The sequence below is a fragment of the Nostoc sp. genome, assembly GCF_036917615.1.
GTDB lineage: Bacteria > Cyanobacteriota > Cyanobacteriia > Cyanobacteriales > Nostocaceae > Nostoc.
The window spans coordinates 1-22,342 of sequence record NZ_JBALCZ010000063.1 but is presented as its reverse complement, the minus strand read 5'-3'; the positions used below and the strand labels follow the sequence as shown (position 1 = coordinate 22,342).

Annotated in this window: 20 protein-coding genes, 3 pseudogenes and 2 riboswitches; of the genes and pseudogenes, 11 read left to right on the top strand and 12 right to left on the bottom strand. The window is 41.9% G+C overall.

Translation table 11 applies throughout. The features are described 5' to 3' along the window. Positions 1-101: 101 nt before the first annotated feature. Positions 102-305, top strand: coding sequence for a hypothetical protein (locus V7K85_RS22645; RefSeq protein WP_442940608.1), 204 nt, complete (start codon positions 102-104; stop codon positions 303-305). Positions 306-335: 30 nt separating this feature from the next. Here V7K85_RS22645 and V7K85_RS22640 read toward each other — a convergent pair whose 3' ends face one another. Next, positions 336-1,646 carry an aminopeptidase P N-terminal domain-containing protein gene (locus V7K85_RS22640; RefSeq protein ID WP_334816751.1) on the bottom strand — a complete coding sequence of 437 codons (1,311 nt, stop codon included), beginning with the start codon at positions 1,644-1,646 and terminating at the stop codon, positions 336-338. Positions 1,647-2,290: 644 nt separating this feature from the next. Between V7K85_RS22640 and V7K85_RS22635 the strand changes: the two genes are divergently transcribed. Then, positions 2,291-3,532, top strand: a complete 1,242-nt coding sequence (locus V7K85_RS22635; RefSeq protein ID WP_334816749.1) for an FG-GAP repeat domain-containing protein — start codon at positions 2,291-2,293, stop codon at positions 3,530-3,532. Positions 3,533-3,613: 81 nt separating this feature from the next. Here the strand turns inward: V7K85_RS22635 and V7K85_RS22630 are convergent, their stop codons facing one another. From V7K85_RS22630 to V7K85_RS22595, 8 genes are all read right to left on the bottom strand, one after another. Beyond that, positions 3,614-4,381 (bottom strand): MBL fold metallo-hydrolase, encoded by a 768-nt coding sequence (locus tag V7K85_RS22630; protein ID WP_334816747.1) that lies wholly within the window; start codon positions 4,379-4,381, stop codon positions 3,614-3,616. 3 nt (positions 4,382-4,384) lie between these two features. After that, complete coding sequence (locus tag V7K85_RS22625) at positions 4,385-4,984, bottom strand: anthranilate synthase component II (protein WP_334816745.1); 600 nt, start codon at positions 4,982-4,984, stop codon at positions 4,385-4,387. A 308-nt stretch (positions 4,985-5,292) separates the two neighbouring features. Next, positions 5,293-5,748 carry a diacylglycerol kinase family protein gene (locus V7K85_RS22620; RefSeq protein ID WP_334816743.1) on the bottom strand — a complete coding sequence of 152 codons (456 nt, stop codon included), beginning with the start codon at positions 5,746-5,748 and terminating at the stop codon, positions 5,293-5,295. 153 nt (positions 5,749-5,901) lie between these two features. Then, on the bottom strand, positions 5,902-6,429 hold the full coding sequence (gene ybeY, locus V7K85_RS22615; RefSeq protein ID WP_334816757.1) for an rRNA maturation RNase YbeY: 528 nt from the start codon (positions 6,427-6,429) through the stop codon (positions 5,902-5,904). Between the two features lie 38 nt (positions 6,430-6,467). Then, positions 6,468-6,623, bottom strand: a complete 156-nt coding sequence (locus V7K85_RS22610) for a DUF3285 domain-containing protein (RefSeq protein ID WP_104904774.1) — start codon at positions 6,621-6,623, stop codon at positions 6,468-6,470. A gap of 429 nt (positions 6,624-7,052) precedes the next feature. Next, positions 7,053-8,175, bottom strand: a protein-coding gene (gene prfB / locus V7K85_RS22605) for a peptide chain release factor 2 (protein WP_334816741.1) whose coding sequence is annotated in 2 segments (ribosomal slippage) — positions 7,053-8,102 and positions 8,104-8,175 — 1,122 coding nt in all. Because the reading frame shifts where the segments join, the coding sequence is not laid out codon by codon here. 124 nt (positions 8,176-8,299) lie between these two features. Beyond that, entirely contained in the window at positions 8,300-9,358 is a 1,059-nt protein-coding gene (locus tag V7K85_RS22600; RefSeq protein WP_334816755.1) for a PCRF domain-containing protein, read from the bottom strand. A 231-nt stretch (positions 9,359-9,589) separates the two neighbouring features. Then, positions 9,590-10,318: a Bax inhibitor-1/YccA family protein gene (locus tag V7K85_RS22595; RefSeq protein WP_334816739.1), complete on the bottom strand. Its 729-nt coding sequence runs from the start codon at positions 10,316-10,318 to the stop codon at positions 9,590-9,592. Positions 10,319-10,654: 336 nt separating this feature from the next. Between V7K85_RS22595 and V7K85_RS22590 the strand changes: the two genes are divergently transcribed. Next, the gene (locus V7K85_RS22590) at positions 10,655-11,440 is read left to right on the top strand and encodes an RNA polymerase sigma factor SigF (RefSeq protein WP_334816737.1); all 786 of its coding nucleotides are present in this window, start codon (positions 10,655-10,657) and stop codon (positions 11,438-11,440) included. Between the two features lie 43 nt (positions 11,441-11,483). On the opposite strand, the gene bchD is transcribed toward V7K85_RS22590, so the two are convergent. After that, positions 11,484-13,514 (bottom strand): magnesium chelatase ATPase subunit D, encoded by a 2,031-nt coding sequence (bchD, locus tag V7K85_RS22585; RefSeq protein ID WP_334816735.1) that lies wholly within the window; start codon positions 13,512-13,514, stop codon positions 11,484-11,486. A 120-nt stretch (positions 13,515-13,634) separates the two neighbouring features. Here bchD and V7K85_RS22580 point away from each other — a divergent pair. From V7K85_RS22580 to rnc, 4 genes and pseudogenes are all read left to right on the top strand, one after another. After that, positions 13,635-13,994 (top strand): annotated as a pseudogene (locus V7K85_RS22580) (Uma2 family endonuclease); the annotation flags it as partial. A 193-nt stretch (positions 13,995-14,187) separates the two neighbouring features. Then, complete coding sequence (locus tag V7K85_RS22575; RefSeq protein WP_334816733.1) at positions 14,188-14,670, top strand: hypothetical protein; 483 nt, start codon at positions 14,188-14,190, stop codon at positions 14,668-14,670. Between the two features lie 561 nt (positions 14,671-15,231). After that, a complete protein-coding gene (locus V7K85_RS22570; protein ID WP_334816731.1) occupies positions 15,232-15,468 on the top strand; it encodes an HNH endonuclease in 237 nt (78 codons plus the stop codon). A gap of 96 nt (positions 15,469-15,564) precedes the next feature. Next, entirely contained in the window at positions 15,565-16,251 is a 687-nt protein-coding gene (gene rnc, locus V7K85_RS22565) for a ribonuclease III (protein ID WP_334816729.1), read from the top strand. A 58-nt stretch (positions 16,252-16,309) separates the two neighbouring features. Here rnc and V7K85_RS22560 read toward each other — a convergent pair whose 3' ends face one another. Next, positions 16,310-17,500: a sensor histidine kinase gene (locus V7K85_RS22560; RefSeq protein WP_334816727.1), complete on the bottom strand. Its 1,191-nt coding sequence runs from the start codon at positions 17,498-17,500 to the stop codon at positions 16,310-16,312. 432 nt (positions 17,501-17,932) lie between these two features. Next, positions 17,933-18,168: riboswitch (cyclic di-AMP (ydaO/yuaA leader) on the top strand. 97 nt (positions 18,169-18,265) lie between these two features. Here V7K85_RS22560 and ntrB point away from each other — a divergent pair. The 4 genes and pseudogenes from ntrB to V7K85_RS22540 all read left to right on the top strand — a co-directional run bounded on the left by ntrB (position 18,266) and on the right by V7K85_RS22540 (position 21,844). After that, entirely contained in the window at positions 18,266-19,117 is an 852-nt protein-coding gene (gene ntrB, locus V7K85_RS22555) for a nitrate ABC transporter permease (RefSeq protein ID WP_334816725.1), read from the top strand. Positions 19,118-19,216: 99 nt separating this feature from the next. Beyond that, positions 19,217-19,585, top strand: a pseudogene (locus tag V7K85_RS22550) (ABC transporter substrate-binding protein); the annotation flags it as partial. Between the two features lie 401 nt (positions 19,586-19,986). After that, positions 19,987-20,871 (top strand): annotated as a pseudogene (locus tag V7K85_RS22545) (ABC transporter ATP-binding protein). A 17-nt stretch (positions 20,872-20,888) separates the two neighbouring features. Beyond that, positions 20,889-21,024, top strand: a riboswitch (cyclic di-AMP (ydaO/yuaA leader). 199 nt (positions 21,025-21,223) lie between these two features. Then, positions 21,224-21,844 carry a universal stress protein gene (locus V7K85_RS22540; RefSeq protein WP_334816753.1) on the top strand — a complete coding sequence of 207 codons (621 nt, stop codon included), beginning with the start codon at positions 21,224-21,226 and terminating at the stop codon, positions 21,842-21,844. A gap of 300 nt (positions 21,845-22,144) precedes the next feature. Here the strand turns inward: V7K85_RS22540 and V7K85_RS22535 are convergent. Continuing rightward, the coding region (locus V7K85_RS22535; protein WP_334816723.1) for a high light inducible protein at positions 22,145-22,342 on the bottom strand (198 nt) is incomplete at its 5' end.

The window sequence follows — 22,342 nt, the reverse complement described above, 5'->3', positions numbered from 1 at the left end:
AGCTAAGAACATCGGGAGCCGTGTACACGGAAACGGGTACGCACGGATCTAACTGAGAGGTGCGGGGAATAATATCCCCCATCGACTCAACCATTGCGACAATGATTGCATCTCAATTGTTTAACCAGCAACAAGGAAATCTTATCAATGAAATTTATGGTGTAGTCACAACAGGAACAGATTGGAAATTTCTCAAACTTTGTGACAATACCATCTTTATCGATAAGAACGATTACTTTATTAAAGAAATAGACAAAATCTTAGGAATTCTGACAACGACTCTGATGGCTTGTCCGCAATTTTAGCTTGGGGATGGTACATACCATCCCCATTTTTTATCGTTCCACTTCATCTACTGCTTTGGGAACTCCCGCAGTTAACACCTCATGTCCTCCAGGTGTAACTAACACATCATCTTCAATCCGAATGCCAATGCCAATCCATCGAGAATCAGTCTCTGGTTGGTCTTCTGCTAGTTTGGTGTCAGGCACAATATATAATCCCGGTTCCACTGTCAAAATTTGACCTGGTTGTAAAATCTGCGGTTTATCTTCACCATGCTGGTAAACCCCCACATCATGGACATCCAACCCTAACCAATGACTGGTGCGGTGCATATAATATGGCTTATATTTCTCTTCTTCAATTAACTTATCAATTTCGCCTTTGAGAATGCCAAGTTCGACTAAACCTTCCGTGAGAACGCGCACTGCTGTATCGTGAACTAATTTGAAGGGATTACCTGGTTGCACTTGAGCGATCGCTTGTTTTTGCGCCTCCAAAACAATCTCATACAGTGTCTTTTGTTCTGGCGTAAATTTACCCCCAACAGGAAACGTCCGGGTAATATCCGAGTTGTAATAGCCGTAGGCACAACCGGCATCAATTAGCAGTAATTCTCCATCCTGCATTTGACGATTATTTTCAATGTAATGCAGTACGCAAGCATTTACGCCAGAAGCCACAATTGAAGGATAAGCCGGGCCTAACCCACCCCGGACTCGAAAGATCCGTTCCATCTCCGCCTGAATTTCATACTCATAACGTCCGGGTGCAGCGATTTCTTGGGCGTAATTGTGTGCAACAGTTGCGATCGCAGCTGCTTGACGCATTAATTCCAACTCAGCTTCGCTTTTGATCAATCTCATGCTGTTGAGAACAGGGCCAGTATCTTCAATGGCGATCGGCCCTATACCACGTTTAGGATAAGTTCGCAGTAAATTTTGGTAATGTCCCAGGATTTTGTCATTAAAAGTGCGATCGCGTCCTAAGTGATAGTAAATGCGGCTAGCTTTTTCCAAATACTGCGGCAACTTTTCATCTAACTCGCTAATCGGGTACGCTTCATCAGCACCATAAATTTCCTTGGCTGCATCTACCCCACAAAGATAACCAGTCCATACTTCCTTTTCGCGATCCTTCGGTTGGACAAACAGCACAAACCGATGTTCTGAATGATGCGGCGCTAACACTGCAACTGCCTGTGGTTCGTTAAAACCAGTCAGGTAGAAGAAATCACTGTCTTGGCGATAAACATACTCGACATCGTTGTGCATCACTGCCATTGGCGCACTCCGAAAAATAGCAGTGCCATCACCAATTTTTGCCATTAACTGCTCGCGACGCTGCCGATATTCTGCTTGCATAGCTGATGTATGTATTAAAGTTTTGTGTTATTTTACACTTTTGACAACTAGATGATGCACAGATCATGCTTCTCTGTAGTTGCTAATCTAAGTTATTCTAGCCAATATTTGTTTCAACTCAAGGCATAAATATATTAGACATCTCCAGAAATTAAATATGCGTTATCCATAGCCCTTAGACATCTCCAAAAACTAATTATACGATATAGCAAGGGACTCTTAAGAGTAAGGGTACGACCCGCTACGCTAATGCGTTACTACATTTTTTCGGAGATGTCTTATTTAACCATATCAGGATTAGATAATGGAAATATTTTTATGTAACCGAGTAACAATTATCTAAATGTGTATGTTTGAATTATACATTTTCAATATTCCAGAAAATAGATTAAAGTTTGATTATTTTATCTATAAAATAATCATATAGATAAATCACAAAAAAACTTTTGCAATTGCTTATATAGAACTTGAAAATTTCCGAATAATCATTTAAAACAAATAGAAATTTATCTTCAAAAAATGACATTAATAAAGAGAAAATATTTATAAAGAAATCTTAAAAACTTAGTAAATGTTATTTGATTACAGAAACAGCTTGTAAAAAAAAGTTAAAAAAATATGACAACCAATCATAAAAATACACCATGTCTGGAAATTCAAATTCTCCAACCTTAACTTTGAATACATCTCAATGGGCATCAGACTCTTTTAACAAATCACAAATCTTGACATCTTCTTTTGAGAATTTGAATTATGATTTGGGATTTGGAAGTCAGAGATCCTCATATGCACTACAAAATGAACCGTTGACCCAGCCTGTCAATACGTCAGCAAATCCCAATCCTAATCCTTACTTAACTAGTGCGGCGATTACTCCTGACTTTAACGGTGATGGCAAAACGGACAAAGTTTGGGTCGATTCTAAAACCGGTGAGATTATCATTCGGTTGATGGATGGAACAAAAGTTCTCGAACAGGGTTCTCTAGGTAAATTCGACCTATCCACCTATGATTACAAAATTGCTGATTTCAATGCTGATGGCAAAACCGACTTCTTATTACGCAATAAGACAACTGGTACTAATGCCATTGTGCTGATGGATGGAACAAAAGTTGCTAATTCGGCTTCTCTAACCAGCGTTGACCCAGCTTGGACTTCTCAGATTGGTGATTTCAATGGCGATCGCAAAACAGATATCTTCTGGCATAATACTAAAAGCGGTGAGAACGCTATTTGGGAGATGGATGGCACAAAAGTACTGAGTGCAACTGTTTTAGATAAAACAGACCCAGCACTAACTCCTACGATTGTTGATTTCGACGGTAATGGTAAGAGCGACATTTTTTGGCGCAATCAGACAACCGGCACTAACAGCGCTTGGTTTATGAATGGTACGCAAAAGACTGAATTAGCGCTACAATCACAAGACGCCGCCTGGACTCCTACTGTTGGTGATTTCAACGGCGACTATAAGACTGACATTCTGTGGAGAAACGCTAAAACAGGTGAAAACAAGGTTTGGACGATGAATGGGATCATAGTCACAGAGGGTGCTCTGGAGACACTTGACCCAGCCTGGACTTCTAAAATTGGCGATTTTAACGGCGATGGCAAGACGGACATCTTCTGGCACAATAGCACCACTGGCAAGAACACCGCTTGGTTGATGAATGGTACAACAGTTGCTAGTCAAGCTTTCTTACCTACTACTAACGCGGCCTTAACACCATCCCTTGGCGACTTCAATGGCGATGGCAAAACCGACATCTACTGGCGCGATCAGACAGCAGGTGCAGACAAAATTTGGACTATAAATGGGACGACAGCGGTTGAGACTCCCATTAGCAATGCAGATAAGCTTGGTGGAGAATGGTATACGTTCTAAAATCAGAATTTAGAATTTAGAATTCAGGAGGCAGGAGTGATTATTCTCCCCCTGCTCTCTCATCAACTCATCCCCTGCTCCTTAAAACTTGTAACTCAAAACTTCAATCACGCTATTTTCCGGCAAATCTTTAGGGTTAATGGAAATAGTATCTGTGTTGCTACGCCGCACTGTCATACCTTGCATCAAGGTGAGAAAATTATCAAGTGGCGAAATATCACACGAAGCAGCATCAGCCGCCTGTGTCCGGTAATGAGTGGGAATAATCAGCTTGGGATTTAACACTTGAACAGCCTGCTTTGCTTCCTCAGCATTGTAGGCTTTTGCACTGCCTCCCACTGGAATGAATGCCACATCAGGACGCCCCAGGAGGATTTTTTGCTCAATGGAAATGGGTGCAGCGGCTCCCCCTAAGTGGAGGATATTAATTCCGCCTTGCTTCCAACTCCAAGCGGTATTTGAGCCAAACTGCTTACCACCTTTGCGATCGTGGTCTATGGCAATTCCTTGGAACTTAATACCTTTGAACTCATAAACTCCTGGTTCGTAGATGAGTTTTGCATTTCCCGGTAGGACGTCCACAGCACCTTCATCCAGTAGTTGGCTACTAATCAGTACCAAATCTGCTGCAACTTTTGGTGGACGATATCCAGCGGTACAGCCGACCGCCCGAAATGGATTGACAAGAATTTTCGCACCGCCACCAGTAAAAAGAAAGCAAGTATGACCCAACCACTGAACTGATAAACCGCTAGATTGTGCGTCGGCTTGAGATTCAGAACCCAAGGTAGTAACTAAAGCTGTGACCAACCCCGCCCCAGCATAGCCCATCAACTGTCGTCGTTTCATTAATTATGCTCTTGAGTGTAACTGTTGGAGAAAATTTCGCAATAACTGTTTTCCTGAAGATGTCAGGACACTTTCTGGGTGAAACTGGACGCCCTGAATGTGAGGATAGTTCCGGTGTCGCACTCCCATAATGGTGTTATCTTCAACCCAAGCGGTGATTTCTAACACATCTGGGCAAGTCTCACGTTCGATTACCAAACTATGATACCTGGTGGCGGTTAGAGGATTTTCTAATCCCTGGAAAACCCCCACTCCAGTGTGAGACACCTGAGAGGTTTTGCCATGCATCAACTCTGGAGCAGAAATTATTTTACCACCGAATACTTGACCAATACTTTGATGTCCCAAACAGACACCCAAAATTGGCAACTCTTGGCCTAGCTGTTCAATCAATTCTAAAGAAATGCCGGCATCTTCCGGGCGACCAGGCCCAGGAGAAATAACTACGGCTTCCGGTTTTAATACCCGAATCTCATCTATGGATATCTTGTCGTTACGAAAAACTTGAATATCATCTGCCACTGGGAATTCTGCTGCCAATTCTCCCAGATATTGCACCAGATTATATGTAAAACTGTCGTAATTGTCGATAACTATAATCAAAACTCATCACTCCTGGTTTTTATCACTCATCAGTTCCAAAAAGCATAGACAAATATCTCATGCTATTTGTTCGGTAGGTGTAAAAATAACGTTTACGTGGACGCGTAGATATGAAGCGGCTACTCTACGACAAGCCACTTCCTAAAGATTAGCAAGTAACTCTTTAGCCAGGATGCTTGGCACGATCGCATTACTTAAATTTTGAATTGCTTATAATGTGTTCTCCAAAGGGGATCACACAGAGCGTAATCCTCTTACTGATTCACTTGGCGATGCCTGCGGTAAATCCTCGCCTACGCAAATCACGTCTACAAAGCCGATATAATTAACTTTATCAGAGGAGGGAGCAAAAGCGTACCAGCTACCAGTACCGCTACCAAAGCAGAGACAAGGACTGCACCAGCCGCACAATCTTTAGCAATTTTTGCTAAATCATGGTATGTCTGCTTAACGGTTAAGTCCACAAGGGACTCAAGCGCTGTATTCAGTAACTCTAATGCCAAAACTAAACCACTAGTTACACCAATTACTGCGATTTCCACCGCTTGCAGATGCAAAAAAACGCTTAAAGCGATCGCCATTGCACAAACACTTACGTGGATGCGAAAATTCCGTTGAGTTTGAAAACTATAGCTGATTCCAGCCCAAGCATATTTAAAACTAACAAATAAATTAGAGGCTACTTTCCAGGAGAATTCCCGTTCGTTAGACACCAGTGTTTGTAACGAGGTGGGCGTTGGTGATGGAGAAATTTTTTGGGACATAGACTTAAAAACACTAGAACAGAGTTGCTACAGTGGGAATATTCGCCGATTTTAATGGCGCAATTAACTTTGAGGCAATCTTTAAGCAATTTTCCACAGGAGTATTATAAAAGTATTACCCCAAATTTACACTAAGGGATACACGAACTACTGCTATTCCATGTCAATAGCAATACCTATTGCGTTCAGCAATCTCACTTGCTGTTCTAACATTCGCCCCAAACTTTCTTCATCAGGATGATCCCAGCCCAACAGGTGCAATAACCCGTGAGCAGCTAACCAGGCTAGCTCAGTTGGTAAGCTATGTTCCTGCTGTTGAGCTTGAAGTTGTGCTGTATCTACAGACACAATAATATCACCTAAGTATAATGGTATAGAAGCAAGCATTTCTTTGCTTTGAGGAAAATCCACTTCCAAAGCAGCAAAGGCTAAAACGTCTGTAGGCTTATTTTGTTGTCGATACTGGGCATTCAGTTCTTGAATTTGCAAGTCATCTGTCAAACGCAGCCCGATTTCATAACTTGGCGCTGGCGGAATATGAGGGTGAAGTATTTCTAACCAGCGATTAAACCAATTTTCCCAAGTTTCAGGAGGAATTCGGGGATCAGTGTCCTCAATTTTTACAGATGTTGTCGGGGACAAATCGTAAAAATACTCCTCCACATATAGTTCAACGCTCAGGGGCACACACTCTCCTAGTCTGAGGTTACGGTTTGTCGTTAGTGAGTTAAGTAAGCAAGACCAACAAGCAGAGCTAAAAGCCCTACCGCAGTCAACGCAAAATGCTTCAGGGAAGTTCCACCCTTCCGCACCATGTTTCGCATGGCGAGTTTTACGTAGCTAGGTTGAGGTTCTGTTGAAGGAGAATTGCTCATAGTTATTTGTCCACAGACTCTTTTATAACTGTAACAGTTGGTCTGGCATAGAATTGCGATCGCCTGTATATTGCTAAGGGATTTCTGTGAAAAAGCACCAATGATATGGGGTGCTATGCGACCCATTGGTGTCAACTTAAAGTAAAACCCTTTTCAAACCTCCTTTCTAGCTAGAGGCTAGAAATGCCCCTTATTGCGGTGCCGCTAGTCTTGAGGCGGCAGCCCCCCATTAGGTATTAAGAGTCAGAGACTTCTTTTCGAGACATCTCTAAAAGCTGGTTATAGACTGGCTTTCACGTGAAGTTCACACCAATCTATGCGATGTCTACGACGGGCTACGCCTACGCGCTCATCTCAAATACCAGAAAATAAATCATAGGTACTAAATAATAGTAAAAAACTTATTTAGTACCTATTGCTAATCCCCAATTATGCGGGAGTGTTTTCTACTAGTTTATTTTCTTGGCGCAGATAAGCTTGGATGAATGTATCAAGTTCGCCATTCATCACATCGCCAATCCCCGTTGTTTCTGTATTTGTACGCAAATCTTTCACCATCTGGTAAGGGTGAAACACATAGTTTCGGATTTGGTTTCCCCAGGAGGCTTCCACCATATCGCCACGAATTTCAGCAATTTCTTGGGCACGTTGCTCCTTGGCTATGACCAACAGCTTTGCTTTGAGGCGATTTAGGGCTTTCTCTTTATTTTGCAGCTGCGATCGCTCCTCTGTACAGCGCACGGCAAGACCAGTGGGAAGGTGAACAATCCGCACCGCAGTTTCTACTTTGTTGACATTTTGCCCACCTTTACCACCAGATCGAGTTGTGGTGATGTCCAAATCCTTATCTGGAATATCCAATTGCACAGAGTTATCAATCTGTGGCATCACTTCCACCCCGGCAAAACTGGTTTGTCGCTTACCGTTGGCATTAAAAGGTGAAATCCGCACTAAGCGATGTGTACCCATCTCCGATCGCAAGTAACCATAGGCATAGCGACCAGTAATTTCTAGGGTTGCCGATTTAATTCCGGCTTCATCACCCTCCGACTCTTCAGCTAAAGTTACCTTATAGCCGTGAGCTTCGCCCCAACGGGTGTACATCCGCATCAGCATAAATGCCCAGTCTTGAGCATCTGTGCCACCAGCACCAGCACTAATCGTCAGTACAGCACCTTCCGCATCATAGGGGCCGGAAAGTAACTGTTGTAATTCCCACTGATCCAGGTCACGATTCAGCTTGGTGATGGTAGATTCTGCTTCTTGCAGTAGTGCCTCATCGGTTTCTAACTCCAACAATTCAACAACAGCCTTAGTATCTTCTAGACTAGATTGCCACTGATCATATTGCTGGAGGTGGGCTTTCAGGTCATTGAGTTCTTGTAGCGTTTGTTGGGCTTGAGTTTGGTTATCCCAAAATTCTGGTTGAGCGGATATTTTTTCCAGATCTTGAATTTTGGCTGTCAGTGCAGGTACGTCAAAGATAGTCCTGGGTTTTACCCAGGCGGCCAGACAACGTTTCGATTTCGCGTTTGAGTTCTAAGACTTCCATAGTGCTTGCTGAATGATAAATAGAGCGCTAGTAGTGGGAAATTGCTCTTTATTCTCCTTATATTTATTGATTTTAGCTGTAGTTGGGCAAATTTTTTCTACACTACTTGTATAAGTTACAAAAATTACTTGGAATTATCAAGCGCTTCTTTGTCCACTAAAGTAGTTTGACTTGGCTGTTGCAGATAGGCTTTGATAAACAAATCAATTTTACCGTCTAATACCTCTGTCGCAGCAGATGTTTCTACATTGGTACGTAAATCTTTCACCTTGGTATAAGGATGCAAGATATATTCACGGATGAGCTTGTTGGATAGAAATTTTATCAACCGAGGTTGAATTTCGTCAACTTGCTGGACACCTTGGGCTAGTGCGTAGGCGTAGCCAGCCGTAGGCATCGCCAACAGTTTACTCTTGAGAATAGCCAAGGCTTTCTCTTTGTTTTGCATTTGACTGCGCTCTTGGTCACAAAATACACTAATTCCGCTAGGAATGTGAAGCACCTTTACCCATATTTCGGAGTGATTAATATTCCTGCTATTGCACTGCCACCTAGTTATTTGCAAATCCTTCTCTGGAATCTCCCACTCAACAGACTCACCCAATATTGGGATAACTTCCACATTAGGTAAACTCGTCCGCAAGCTGTTGGTAACATCGAAGGGCGATATCTGTTGTAGTTGATGTGTGCCTGTTTCTGATTTGAGGTAGCCGTATGCACAACTTGCTGTAATTTCTAAGGTTGCATACTTAACTCCGCCCTCATTCCCCTCAGAAATCTCTACTACATCCAATTGATAATCGTGGCTTTTTCCCCAACGCCAGTACATTTTTAGCAACATATATGCCCAGTACTGACTGTCTGCATTATCAACCTCAGCAGTAATAGTGAGTAATGCACCTTTTTTGTCGTGGGGGTCAGACAATAATTGTCGGATGTCTGCTGTTTCGAGTTCTTGTTGGAGTTGGGTAAGGTTGATTTGCACCTCTTGCCACAATTGCTCATCAGCTGATAATTCCAACAATTCCAAAGCAGCCTTGATATCTTCTAGAATCGAACACCAGCGCTGATATTGCTGATGCTTGTAAAATATGGAGTATTCAATTTCTTGAAGTGCTTGATAAGCAGGGGTTGGATTCTTCCAAAAATTAGGTTGAGCAATTACTTGATCTAAATATTGAATTTTTGCACTTAATTCTCGGAGGTTAAAGACAGCCTTCAGCCTTGGTCAAGATATTAGACAACCTTTCTACTTCGATTTTGATATTTAAGAGTTATAGCATAGTTTTGCTCACTTGAGGCTGAAATTATCTACATATTCTACTATTAAAACGATAAAAAAACCGTAGCTACTAAAAATTTAACCACGGTTTTTCCTTTATAAAACTTTACTTTTGTTAGTGCCTACAGGTAATTAATCGCGGCCATTTATGGCAATTAACAACCGCAAGATAAAGACGAACAAGTTGATGTAAGTTAAGTACATCGACAAAGCAGCAGGCAGATATTGGTCATCGCTGTAAGTGCGGGGCAAGATATAGAAATCGACAACAGAAACCCCAACAAACAGAAACACCCCCAAACCGGAAATGGCGATTTCTAACCAATTTGGCGTGTAAACACCAAACATGGCAAATCCGAATTGGGTTAGACACACAACCACCAAGGCAATGACACCGAGATTGATGGTTTTCGTCAAAGCCATGCCGTCTTGTTCAGAGAGATTTGAACCTATTTGACGGGCAACAATAAATGTGACGCCACAACCAAGGGCAGCCAGCCCAATGCCTTGAATGCCAACACCTTGGGATCTCAAGGCGACAAATACCAAGCCACTGAGAGTATATCCAGACAAGAGGCTGTAGGTTGCCAACAAGGGTAGTGCAAGTCCCTTATTACCTTTTTGGGCAACATTTTGGGCAACAAAGAACAAAATTAACTCCAAAATCACCGCACCAATGAAGGTGGGAAAGAATATTCCGGGGTTAGTACGGATAACTCCTAAACCGCCGTAGGTTCCTAATGCCGTTAGCACCAATCCACCACCGACGTAGGGGAGGGCGTTGGCAATCACGTTTGGGCCAACGAGGGCGTGAGATTTAGCCTCACGGATAGCTTCACGAAAATTACTGGTATTGCTCATATTGAAAAACTGTTTTTGAGGAAAACGTTCTGCTTATCCCTATTCTTACCAAGATTTAGGGCGATAAACCAGGAAGGGGTTACGCAAGGTAGAAAACAACTAAACAAAAAAATTATCCCAGGTTGAAATTTTTATCTAAAAAACAAACATAACCTGCAACACACAGGGGAACAAAATCATGCGTACAAATACTGAATTGTAGAGTTCGACCCCTTATAAGTTCAGTGAAACGACGATGGCTTATTCTGCCTTGACTAAGGAAAATAATGACAGCTTAGAAGAAAATATACGCAGCTCCATTTTCTCAGGAATAGGAGTTACAACAAAGGAATGTATATGGCAACAAGTGAGTCCTCTTTACGAACTGATGGTATAGAATTATTACACTTGTACCACCAGAATCCTTCTATTAGACTTCGTAATAAACTTGTACAGTTACATACTGGCTTAGTACGGAAGATGGCTCATAAGTTCAGCCATCAATGTAATGAACCTTATGAAGATTTAGAACAAATCGGTTATTTTGGTTTAATTAGGGCAATTGAGCGCTTTGACCCTAGCCAAGGATATGCTTTTAGTTCCTTTGCTGTGCCATATATTCGCGGTGAGATGCTGCACTTTTTACGCGATCGCAGTACTCTATTAAAAATTCCTCGTCGTTGGCAAGAACTGTACAATGAAGGGCAAAAAATTCGCAAGGATTTGTCAATGTCTTTGGGTCGCCCACCCAAGGATGCTGAAATTGCCAGCCAACTTCGGGTATCTGTGCAAGAATGGCAAGAAACCAAGTTAGCTGCTCAAAACCGTATGCCTTTGAGTTTAGATGCGACCGCAGTTAACTATGTTGATTGCCAAATAACCTTGGGTGAGGCACTTCCTTGTCCTCGTTCTCATGTTCTTCTGCAAGAAGAAGAAGAACGGCAACAACTCCAAGGCGCAATAAATATGTTAGAAGAAAAGCCCCGCATGGCAGTTGAAATGGTATTTTTGAAGGAACTTTCTCGCAAGGATGCTGCTAAGAATATTGGCACTAGTCCAATGACGGTAACGCGGTATCTGCAAAAGGGAATCCAGGATTTGATTTACTATTTGCAACCACAGGTAATGCCAACAGGGTCTTAGTTGTGCTGAGTCAAAAATCGAATGACCAATGACTAATAACTAATTATCGAGATTTTAAATCAGCGATCGCACCTTTGGTCATGGCAGCAATAGCTTGATCTGTCGCTTTCGGCAAATGATAATATTTACCGCCTGCTGTTTGCGATAATTCTTTAGCAAAGCCCGTGGACACAAATTTACTTTCCGTATCAATTACTAATAGTTGCATCCCCAAAGCTCGGATTCTGGCAGCAATTTCTAATAATTCCCCTTTGATATCTGGCTTTTCTCCTGGTTCTAGTTGTTCACCTAAAGAACGTGCTAAGGGAATATTACCCCGTCCATCGGTAATTGCTACAAGCACAACTTGCCCAATATCTCCGCTCATCTGGGCATTTAAGCCGACGCGCACAGCTTGGGTTAAACCATGCGCTAAGGGCGAACCCCCACCACAGGGCAAGCTTTCCAAGCGATTACGCGCCAAGGCAATAGAACGCGTTGGAGGCAATAACACCTCTGCTTGTTCTCCTCGGAAGGGAATTAATGCTATTTGGTCGCGGTTTTGATAAGCTTCTGTCAACAGTTGCATCACCGCACCTTTAGCCGATTGCATTCGATTCAGGGCCATTGAGCCAGAAGCATCTACCACAAATACTACCAACGCCCCTGCTTTACGTACCAGGCGTTTCGAGCGAATATCAGCCTGTTCGACAATAACTTTTCTATCTGGGTGTCTTTCTCTTCGGGCTTTTTGATAAGGAGCCGCAGCTCTCAGGGTAGCATCTACTGCAATGCGTCGCGCTTTCCCCTTGGGCAACATGGGCTTAATGTAGCGTCCTCTGTCATCGGAAAAAATGACACTGCGACTACCAGATTTACCTTGCCGCTTCGCCATTTGAGTAAAGTAAAGCACGCTGTCATCAAGAATTACCCCTTCCGGATCAAAAATGAATTCTTCCGGGATGCTGGGGGGTTCTTGCTCTTGATTTTCTTCCTGTTCTTCTGGTTCCTCTTCTTCCTGTTCTGATTCGTCCTGGGGTTCTTCTTGATTCTGTGGCGGGGGTGGAGGCGGTGGTGCTTGTTGTTCTGGTGGCGGTGTCTGCACAATTGTGGCGCGTGGTACAATCACCAGTTCCACAGCACGGCGCAAATCTTCGGCATTGACTGTTGTTCGTCCTTCCAAAGCCGCCGCCGCCTTGGCAACCCGCACAGCAAATAACTCGGCGCGATGTCCCTGAACTCCGCCGCGAATCGCCTCATCCACTAAGTAGGCAATTTGTTCATGGGTGATGGTTACTTCTTTCAACCATTCCCGTGCCAAGATGATTTGGGTTTTGAGGGCGTCTAAGTCTTCGTTGTACTGTTGAAGAAAGTCTTGGGGAGATTTAGAATAGGCGATCGCAACCTCTACTGCTGCTACTCTTTGATCTAAGCCGAGTACACCGTCAGCAGAAAGTGCGATCGCAATTCTATCTAGCAAATGCTCCCGTAATCCGCCTTCTTCTGGGTTGTAGGTGGCAATAAATAGAGATTTGCACGGATGCTGAAAACTAATCCCTTCCCGTTCAATCTGGTTGCGTCCCTCAGATAATACTGTTAGAAGCTGATTTGATATTTGGTCATCTAATAAATTAATTTCATCTACGTACAGTACACCTCGGTTTGCTGTAGCGAGTAATCCGGGCTGAAAAATGGTATCACCTTGTTGTACGGACTTTTCAACATCCACTGAACCCAATAGTCGGTCTTCTGTGATACCTAGAGGAATTTGCAAAAAAGGCGCGGGAATGATTTCGACGGGAACATCTTGAATATCTTTGTCTGCGTACTCCGCCAGAAGTTGATCATCCCATTCTTCTGGGTGGTTGGGGTGACAATTACTGATTGAGCCTTTGACAACTTCAATGGGTGGTAGTAGAGCGTGGATAGCACGAGCCATCACAGATTTTGCCGTACCGCGACGACCTGCGATCGCTACTCCCCCTAAACCAGGATCAACTGCGGCTAAGAGTAAGGCTAATTTAATTGCTTCTTGACCAACTACGGCTGTCAAGGGAAAGGCAGTGATCGTGGGATTGATAGTAGGCGCAGGCATCGTTTGCTTTCATAGCGAGTCTCGGCCTTTAGCATACCAATTTCTGACACATTTAGAATATAAGGGCGATCGCCTCCGGCGGGCGGTTACGCCATCGCATTTCCCTTGAGAGGAAGATTTATAAGTATTGCTCAGGCTAAACGCTTCACACTAGCTGAATACCACAGGCTTACTGAATTGGGCTTTTTCCATGAAGATGACCACATTGAATTAATCAACGGGGAAATTATTGAAATGGCATCCAAAGGTACAGCCCATGAAACTTGTTTGCGAAACTTGTTGCGGGAACTTCCAAAACTTGTAGGTGAGCGGACAACTTTGCAATTTCAAGCTCCGATTGCTTTGCCACCTAATAGCGAACCTTAACCAGATTTTACTATTCTTCAAAACCGAGATGATAATTATCTTTCTGGTCATCCTCAACCTGCTGATGTGCTATTAGTGATGGAGGTTTCAGATTCTTCTTTGGTTTATGACCAAGCTGAATTCTTCAACTTTGCTATAGTAATAAGATAGGATGTAGTCATAAAACAAAGGAGTAAGTTTTATCGCTTATAGTGATTTCAAACTTATTGAAGTTATTGATTCTTTTGGGTTAGTTATCCACGAGTCATCTGGACTATTTGCAAATGTACAGGAGCAAAAATGCAGTGATTTATTATCTACTATTTTGATGGAAAATGTTGATTTAGCAGTAGCGATAAGTTCGAAAAAAGCTCGGAGTGAAATGATAATCAGTCCAATTTTGTTAGAAATTAGACGCAAATTCAATTATGAAATAAGCTTTTTTTCTGGAGTTGATTTTACTGTTGATAGCCAACGAGGACTAAATGGTTTTTGTGATTTTATTTTGAGTCTTTCTTCGGAGCAGTTGCTTGTACGTAGTCCGGTGATTGTCCTAGTAGAAAGTAAAAATGAGAATTTAAGGTCTGGTTTAGCACAATGTATTGCCGAAATGGTAGCGGCCCAGTTATTTAACGAGAGAGGTGGAAATCAAATAAAAGCTATATATGGTGCTGTTACTATCGGTACTATCTGGCAATTTCTCAAACTTGAAGGTAATGTAGTAGCGATTGATTTGAGTGAATATTATATTAAGGATATTGAGAAAATTTTAGGTATTTTGTATAGTGCGATCGCGCAAAATAAGCCGTAAATTATTTATTATCTAGAATATTTTTTAAATAAATGCTGTTTTTGAGAAAATACCATAGATGATTATTAAACTTGATGGATGTCAGGCGATGTCTGACGACAAGCCGCTACGCGTCTACGCTTTGACGAATCTTCATAAATAACTATATTGACAATCCAGCATTATTTATACTAAGGTGTATCCAAGACAGCAAAATAACCGCACTCTAAAACGCAGATTTTTGGTGTTGTCTCAGCAGCAGAATTCCTAGTTTCCTGCCGAACTTCGTGTCATCCCTTCGGCTGAATATTCAGCCCAATGTCAGGTCAACTGATTGACTAGACTTTTAACGGGAAGACAAGATGTTTGGGTGGATTTTCAGGGGAAAGGATGACGCGAAACTTGGTAGGAAGCCAGGAATTCTACGGCTGAGACTTGAACCAAACCAAAGCGTAGATAGCGAATTTTTTTTATCAAGGTAGATTTATTTTTAATAAATTCCCTCGACAGAAATTCGTTAGCCATAGATGCGTAATATTCCAATGCTGTTGCAAACAACAAGCAAAATGGAACATCGACAAAATGAATACCAAACAAAAACGTAATAAAAAACAGCAACTTAGTGATTTTTATGGCTCTAACTGTTGGTGGTGTCGCCAGAATATACCACAAGAGAGGCTAACAATTGAACACCTTTTACCCAAGAGTCATGGCGGCTCTAATTCTTTTGAAAACTTACGACTTTCTTGTTTTCAGTGTAATAACACTCGTGGAAATAGTCTCTATCCACCTCTTTGGAGCAAGAAGGATTGTTTCTAAGTAGCATCTCAATTTTATTAGGATATTATCTTCTAGGATGGGCATATTGCCCACCTTTTCCATTCAATTAATTACTAAAAATAGGAAAAGATAAAAATGCACAAAGTTCTAATATTCCATGATGAAAAACTTCTGCGACAAGCGCTTACTCACCGTTCTTATGTCAATGAAAACCCAGGAGAAGGCGAACATAATGAACGCCTAGAGTTTCTCGGTGATGCTTTACTGAATTTCTTAAGTGGCGAATATCTATATAGTTGTCATCGAGAAATGGGAGAAGATGAATTAACACGGCGGCGTTCAGCGCTGGTAGATGAGAAGCAATTGGCAAAGTTCGCCGAGGAGGTAGGTTTAGACTTTAGGTTGCGGTTAGGAAAAGGCGCAATTCGAGACGGAGGCTACCAAAATCCTAATTTGCTCAGTAGCACTTTTGAAGCAGTCCTTGGTGCTTACTATTTAGATAATGATTCCAATATTGAAGCAGTTCGCGCCATTATAGAACCGCTATTTGATTCTGTAGATCCTAAGCATATAATTGTGTCTCGTTCTAATGTAGACTCAAAAAATCGCTTTCAAGAATGGGTGCAACGCAACGTTACTCCAACTCCCCCCAAATATTTCACAGAACAAATAGGTGGCCCTTCTCACGCGCCAGAATTCATCGCAAAAGTATTGGTAGATGGAAAAATTTACGGCGAAGGTAAGGGACGCAATAAAAAGGATGCTGAGAAAGCTGCTGCTGAAGATGCGCTAGCTGATTTGAAAATAAAAGGTTTGTTGTAAAAATGTTTTTTGATTTCACGCAGAGGCGTAGAGAAGAATTTTACGTCTTGGCGCGAAATCAACTCTCTATTTCTAAGGGCAAAATTACGGTAAAAGTAGAACCAACTCCCACTTCAGATACTAGGTTAATTGTACCTTGTAGTAATTTCACCAAGCGGGAGACGATCGCTAACCCCAATCCAGTACTATCAGGAAGATAGGGACGATCGCTAGCACTTACACGAAAGTAGGGTTCAAATATCTGGGCTTGGTTTTCGGGTGCAATGCCAATTCCTGTGTCAGAAACTGCGATCGCCCATCTCTGGTTCTCCAACACCTGACACATTATAATAACAGTCCCCGACTCTGTATAGCGAATTGCATTACTAATAAGATTTGTGACAATCTGTTGGAATTGAAAACAATCTGTGAATAATTCTTTGGGAGCGCGATCGCAATCTACTACGATTTTTAAATTTTTTCCAGCAGCTAAAGGTTCCAACATTTCATACACATTATTAATTAATTCACGTACATCAGTGGGTGCTAGTTGCAGTTTTATCTGCCCTGTTTCATACCGCGAAAGTTCTAATACATCATTAATCAGGTGGAGTAATTGTCTACTATTGCGTAGGACGCGCTCAATATGTTCTAAGTTGACAGAAGTGTCTTTTAGCCGAGTCTTTCGTCGTTGTTGGCGTAAAAACAAATCTGAATAACCAATAATGGAAGTTAGAGGATGTTTCAGTTCATGGGCTAGTTGGGAAAGATGTTCTTGATTAGCGCTAATTAAACGTGTGAGTTTTTGATTATGGAGTGTTAATGATGACTGCAACTGCTGTAATTCTCGCAACTTCTCCTCAACATAACTCTTGAAACACCGAGCGATCGCTTCATCTATGATCGCGTCAATCAAACGCATAGAACGAATTATCTCTACAGGTGTTCCATTCAATAAATCTGCTTGTAGAGCATCAAATATTACTGTTCGCAGCAGATGATACTCTCTGGCAATTTCTGCTGAATCAAAGCCTTGTTCGGCTCGAATAGCCCCATGCTGAAAACTGGCAGTAACTATTGACTGAATATCATTATCCTGAGATTTTGAAAGCACCGTTACCATTACTCTTAAAACATCGGGGATGTGATCCTTTACCGCTGTGTAAGATAGGTCATCAGCACTTTCAATCCGTCTATCCTCACGAACTGCTGCAATCCATTTATCTATGATGGTGTCCGTTTTTTCAGCCAATACTTGACTAAAATCCATTTTTTTAAATTCAGCTAGGAGATAGATGAGTAAACTTCCATATGCAATTAGTTTAACGAGTGCAGTGAACTTGTACCAAATTTAGCGATATAGTTCACCTACCAAAAGAAATAGATTTTATTTGTTCTGTTATTTACTGGATAAACTATGCGGATGTAAAATTTGTAAAGAATAATCTCATGTTTTTTAATAAATCTTAATCAAGCAGGTAACAAACTTGATACTTGACTCAACTATTGTTGTTTAGCTATCTATGCAATGAGTTTCCTGATCACACAACAAAAAAGAATTATAAAAAATTATAAATTTTATTAATTACGGAAAAGCAAAAGAAAGCACTTGATTTCGGTATTAAAATAAACAACACTTATGATAATCCAGATAGCTTTTACTGAGTATGGATGTTATATTGTGCATAATCTCGTATCTATTAGAGTAAGTCAGCCTAATCCAGCAGATCACAGTGCGTGACGTTGGAGCGGAGGAACCAAATTGTGGGGCGTATCTTATAGAAAGTGAGGAGTTGAGAGTCAGGAGTTAGAAATTACTTTACTAAATATTCAACTTATAACTCATAACTCATAACTCATAACTTATAACTTTCTTCAGAAGGGCATCTTTCAGCCCTAGCCCGTCAGCTAACTTCGTAGGCATTGAGAGGAGACTGAAGAGACGGCATTATTCTAATGTTCCGATCTCATCGGTGTCCAAGGCTGGTACTGCTCGGATTTTTTGTACCTGCACTTAAATCTGTTGAAGTCGTAAATGATATTTCAACTAAATTTGGCAGCGATTGCAGCGATCGCTGGACAAGCCGCTTGGAAAAAGGCAAAACCTGTCATCCTTAGAGATGTCTTCTTTCTACCTATATTGGGGTTTTTGGGAATAATTGTGCTGTGGTGGATTGTCGCACTTGCCAACCATGAATTGATGCCCACCCCACCAGAAGCGCTAATCGCTAATCTAGACTACATCTTAAATCCCTTCTACCAAAGAGGCCCTGGCAACTTGGGAATTGGTTGGTTGTTGATCGCAAGTCTGCGCCGGGTATTACTGGGCTTTTTATTAGGTGCGGTAGTAGCGATTCCTCTGGGGTTTCTAATTGGCATGTCCAGACCGGCAATGCTAGCGCTCAATCCGATCATTCAAATTTTTAAACCCGTATCGCCCCTAGCTTGGCTGCCGATCGCCTTAGCAATTTTCAATTTAGCAGATCCTTCCGCCATTTTTGTGATCTTTATTACTTCTTTATGGCCAACAATTATTAATACCGCCTTAGGAGTTTCTAGCGTTCCCAAAGATTATTTAGATGTGGCACGAGTGCTGGAAATGCCCCGTAGGCGACGAATTACAAAAATCATTTGGCCTGCAAGTTTGCCGTATATTTTTACAGGTTTACGAATTAGTTTAGGGATAGCGTGGCTAGTAATCGTCGCCGTGGAAATGCTTACAGGCGGTATTGGTATCGGCTTTTTTGTTTGGGATGAATGGAGTCGCTTAAACCTGAGTTCAGTCTTTTTAGCTGTGTTGATAATTGGCTTAACTGGGTTAATCCTAGATTACGCCGTTGGCAAAATCCAAGAATTAGTAACTTGTTGCCCTACAGCTTCTAACTGATTAAAGTTTTTCGGATCAAGACGCTAAGACGCTCTTTAACTTTGCGCCTTTGCATTAGCCTATCTTACAACCAAATTAATCACCAATGGAGCTACAAGAATGGGTGATAATAACTGGACTCGACGAGACTTAATCAAAAGAATAGGAGCAACCACAACGGGAATAGCGCTGTCCTCCTGTGGAATTTCAGGAGATAGATCCGCCAAAGGACTAACTGAAGAAGCCTTAGGTGTTCAACCAGTAATTAGATCCCAAGACCTACAAAAATCCGATCTCACCATTGGTTAGCTTCCTGTTAATGATTGTGCGCCATTTGCGATCGCCTGGAAAAAAGGCTTCTTCCGCAAATATGGTTTGAACCTCACACTCAACCGCGAAGGCAGTTGGGCTACCTCCCGCGACGGTCTAATTTTTGATCCTGTGGGTTATCTGAATAGTTTTGCCATCAGGGCTAACGCTCCCACTAACTTTTTCATGTCTTAAATCCCTGCCAATTTTGGATTTTAGATTTTGCGGAAAGTCTGAGCGGAGGTTTCCTGCGCTCAGACGCCACTTGCTTCTCCCTACAGCCCTTTGGGCATCCTACGGCAGGCGCTAGCCTCTCCCTTTGGGAGAAGGAGAGACACGCAAGGGACAAGCCGGGAGACCCGTCCAACACAGTGGCTCAACTTTCCAAGATAGATTTTGGATTGTGGTTCTTTGGTTTATGCCCTGCCCCTCTTGGGTGAAATAAATCTAAAATCCTCAGCAGCCCAGCATTGTTTTGGTCAGAATCAATCTAAAATCCCAGTTGCGCTGGAAGCGCACCTTTGGTGCGACCTAAAATCCAAAATTGTTTGATGACTAAATTATTTCCGGAGCCTTTGATGATGGAATATACTCCATTACCTATTAATACCCAGAGCGAAGTTCTACCCCACACTGGATTTTTAGAAATTTAAAATTTAGTCAAGTCTTATCCGACACCTGATAAAGATAACTTTGTCGTTTTAGATGGGGTTAATCTGACGATTGGTGAAGATGAATATATTTCTGTAATTGGTCACTCAGGTTGTGGCAAATCAACTCTACTAAAGATAGTAGCTAAGTTAGAAAAAGCCACTTCCGGCTCAGTTAGGCTAGATGGACAAGAAATTCGTCAGCCAGGAGCCGAAAGGATGGTGGGATTTCAGAACTATTCGCTGTTACCTTGGTTAACAGTGCGAGAAAATATCCGTTTAGCCGTGGATGAAGTGTTAAAAAATGCTAAGAGATCTGAAAAAATTAGCATTGTAAATCAGCATTTGGCAATGGTAAACTTGACGGCGGCGGCTGACAAATATCCTGATGAAATTTCTGGAGGTATGAAACAACGAGTAGGTATTGCCAGAGCTTTAGCAATTCGTCCTAAAATGTTGCTGATGGATGAACCTTTTGGGGCACTAGATGCACTAACTCGTGGCAAATTGGAGCGGCAAGTATTAGATATTTGGGAAAATAATCGGCAAGCAGTGATGATGATTACCCACGATGTAGATGAAGCAATTTATATGTCCGCTCGCATCGTATTAATGACCAATGGCCCGGCTGCTAGTATCGGGAAGATATTAAAAGTTCCCTTTGAGCATCCACGCGTTAGCGTTCGCAAAGCGTCTCCGTCAGGAGAAGCTCCTCTGGAAGAGGCTCGCGCCGCCATGCGAAACTCAAAAGAATATTTTGAACTCCGTAACCACGCCCTGAATTTCCTTGATCGATATTTTGCCCAAGAGGAGTAAATTAGATTATCATTTTTTTTAGTGGGTAGCCTAATTCAAATTCATGAAAGCTGGATTTGGAACGGAGGAACCAATGTTTGGGGCTAATCTTACGAGAGACACCTTCCAGTCTTAGCCCGTCAGCTAACTCCGTAGGCAATGGAAGGAACCCCCAAGACTTTGGCTGTAATACAGTTATTATTGGGGTTTCCTTGACTAATTTCAGATTTTAAATTTTGGTTGTCGTCACTCAATCTAAAATCCCAAATCGTTCGACTGAGCGTAGCCGAAGTCCAAAATCCAAAATTTGTCCCCCTGCTTCTCATTGTTAATTCATTTCATTAGGAGAAGTAAAGCTGTGCAAATCAAGCCAATGTTAGCACGTCTGCAAAGTGCCACAGGTCGAAATGACTTAATTGAACAAATGGTACTATTGCCAGAACCAAAAAAACCTTTTTCTAAAAAACCTCAAATAGAAAAAGCAGTTAACTTAATTGTTGCCTATGACGCATCTCCTAACAGTCATACGGCACTAGATATTGCCTTTTGGATTGCCCATCAAACGCGTTTAGCCACTAATGCAGAAGTCACAGTTCAAGCCGTTTATGTGGTAGAAGACAATCAAAGCAGCCAGTATTCAAACATCTTCAGCTTTCCAAAACAACAGCCTTCATTGGAATGTCAAGTCAGTGAAGTCTCAAAGTCTGTCACACAGGTATTAACTCAACCCAAATTGCAAACAGTGGTAACTCCTCTGCAACAAGCAGATATAATTCTTTGGCAAGCCCGAAGTTTGGCTGAAGAATGGCAGGGTTCCTTCAAATCTCATTTGCGGTTTGGCTGCATTTCCACAGAACTTAAGAAAGTTGTTGAATCAGAAGCTGCCGATATTCTGTTTCTAGGTTGCAAATCTGTCAATCATCCGATGATTGAGGCACTAAATTCTAATTTTCCCTGTGCTGTTTTGGGCATTCCTAGTTGTATTGATGAATAATCGCTGTTCAGAATTTTAATAATTTTTATCAAATTTTAATCATACATAAGTCACCTATAACTAGGTGGCTTTTTTGCTACTATGCAATTAATTAAACTTAGGGAGGTAGAGTGGAGAAAACTGGGAAGCAATCCTCAGCGTCATGAGATTTATTGGCGATCTATCTAAAAAGAAGTTCTCGATTTTGGTAGGCAAAACCAAAATCGAGATTAGTGAGGAGTTAAGAATTGTCAGTAGAGGGAGTTTCTCTAGTTGCCATTTTTTCCTCCAAAATCTAGTAGCTTTTTAGGTGTTTAGTTTCTAGTAGCCAATCAGATGTAAAACGTCGCGCAGGACGCTATAACCTGCCAAATCCCAAAGTAAATATGCAAGAAAGCCAATAGCTGCCAAGCGACCGTTCCAAATTTCAGCTTGAGGAGTGAAGCCAAACAAAAATGCATTGCGGTCTACGCCGTTGTATTCGGGTGCAATAAGTGGTAAATCAGTAGAAGGAAGGAC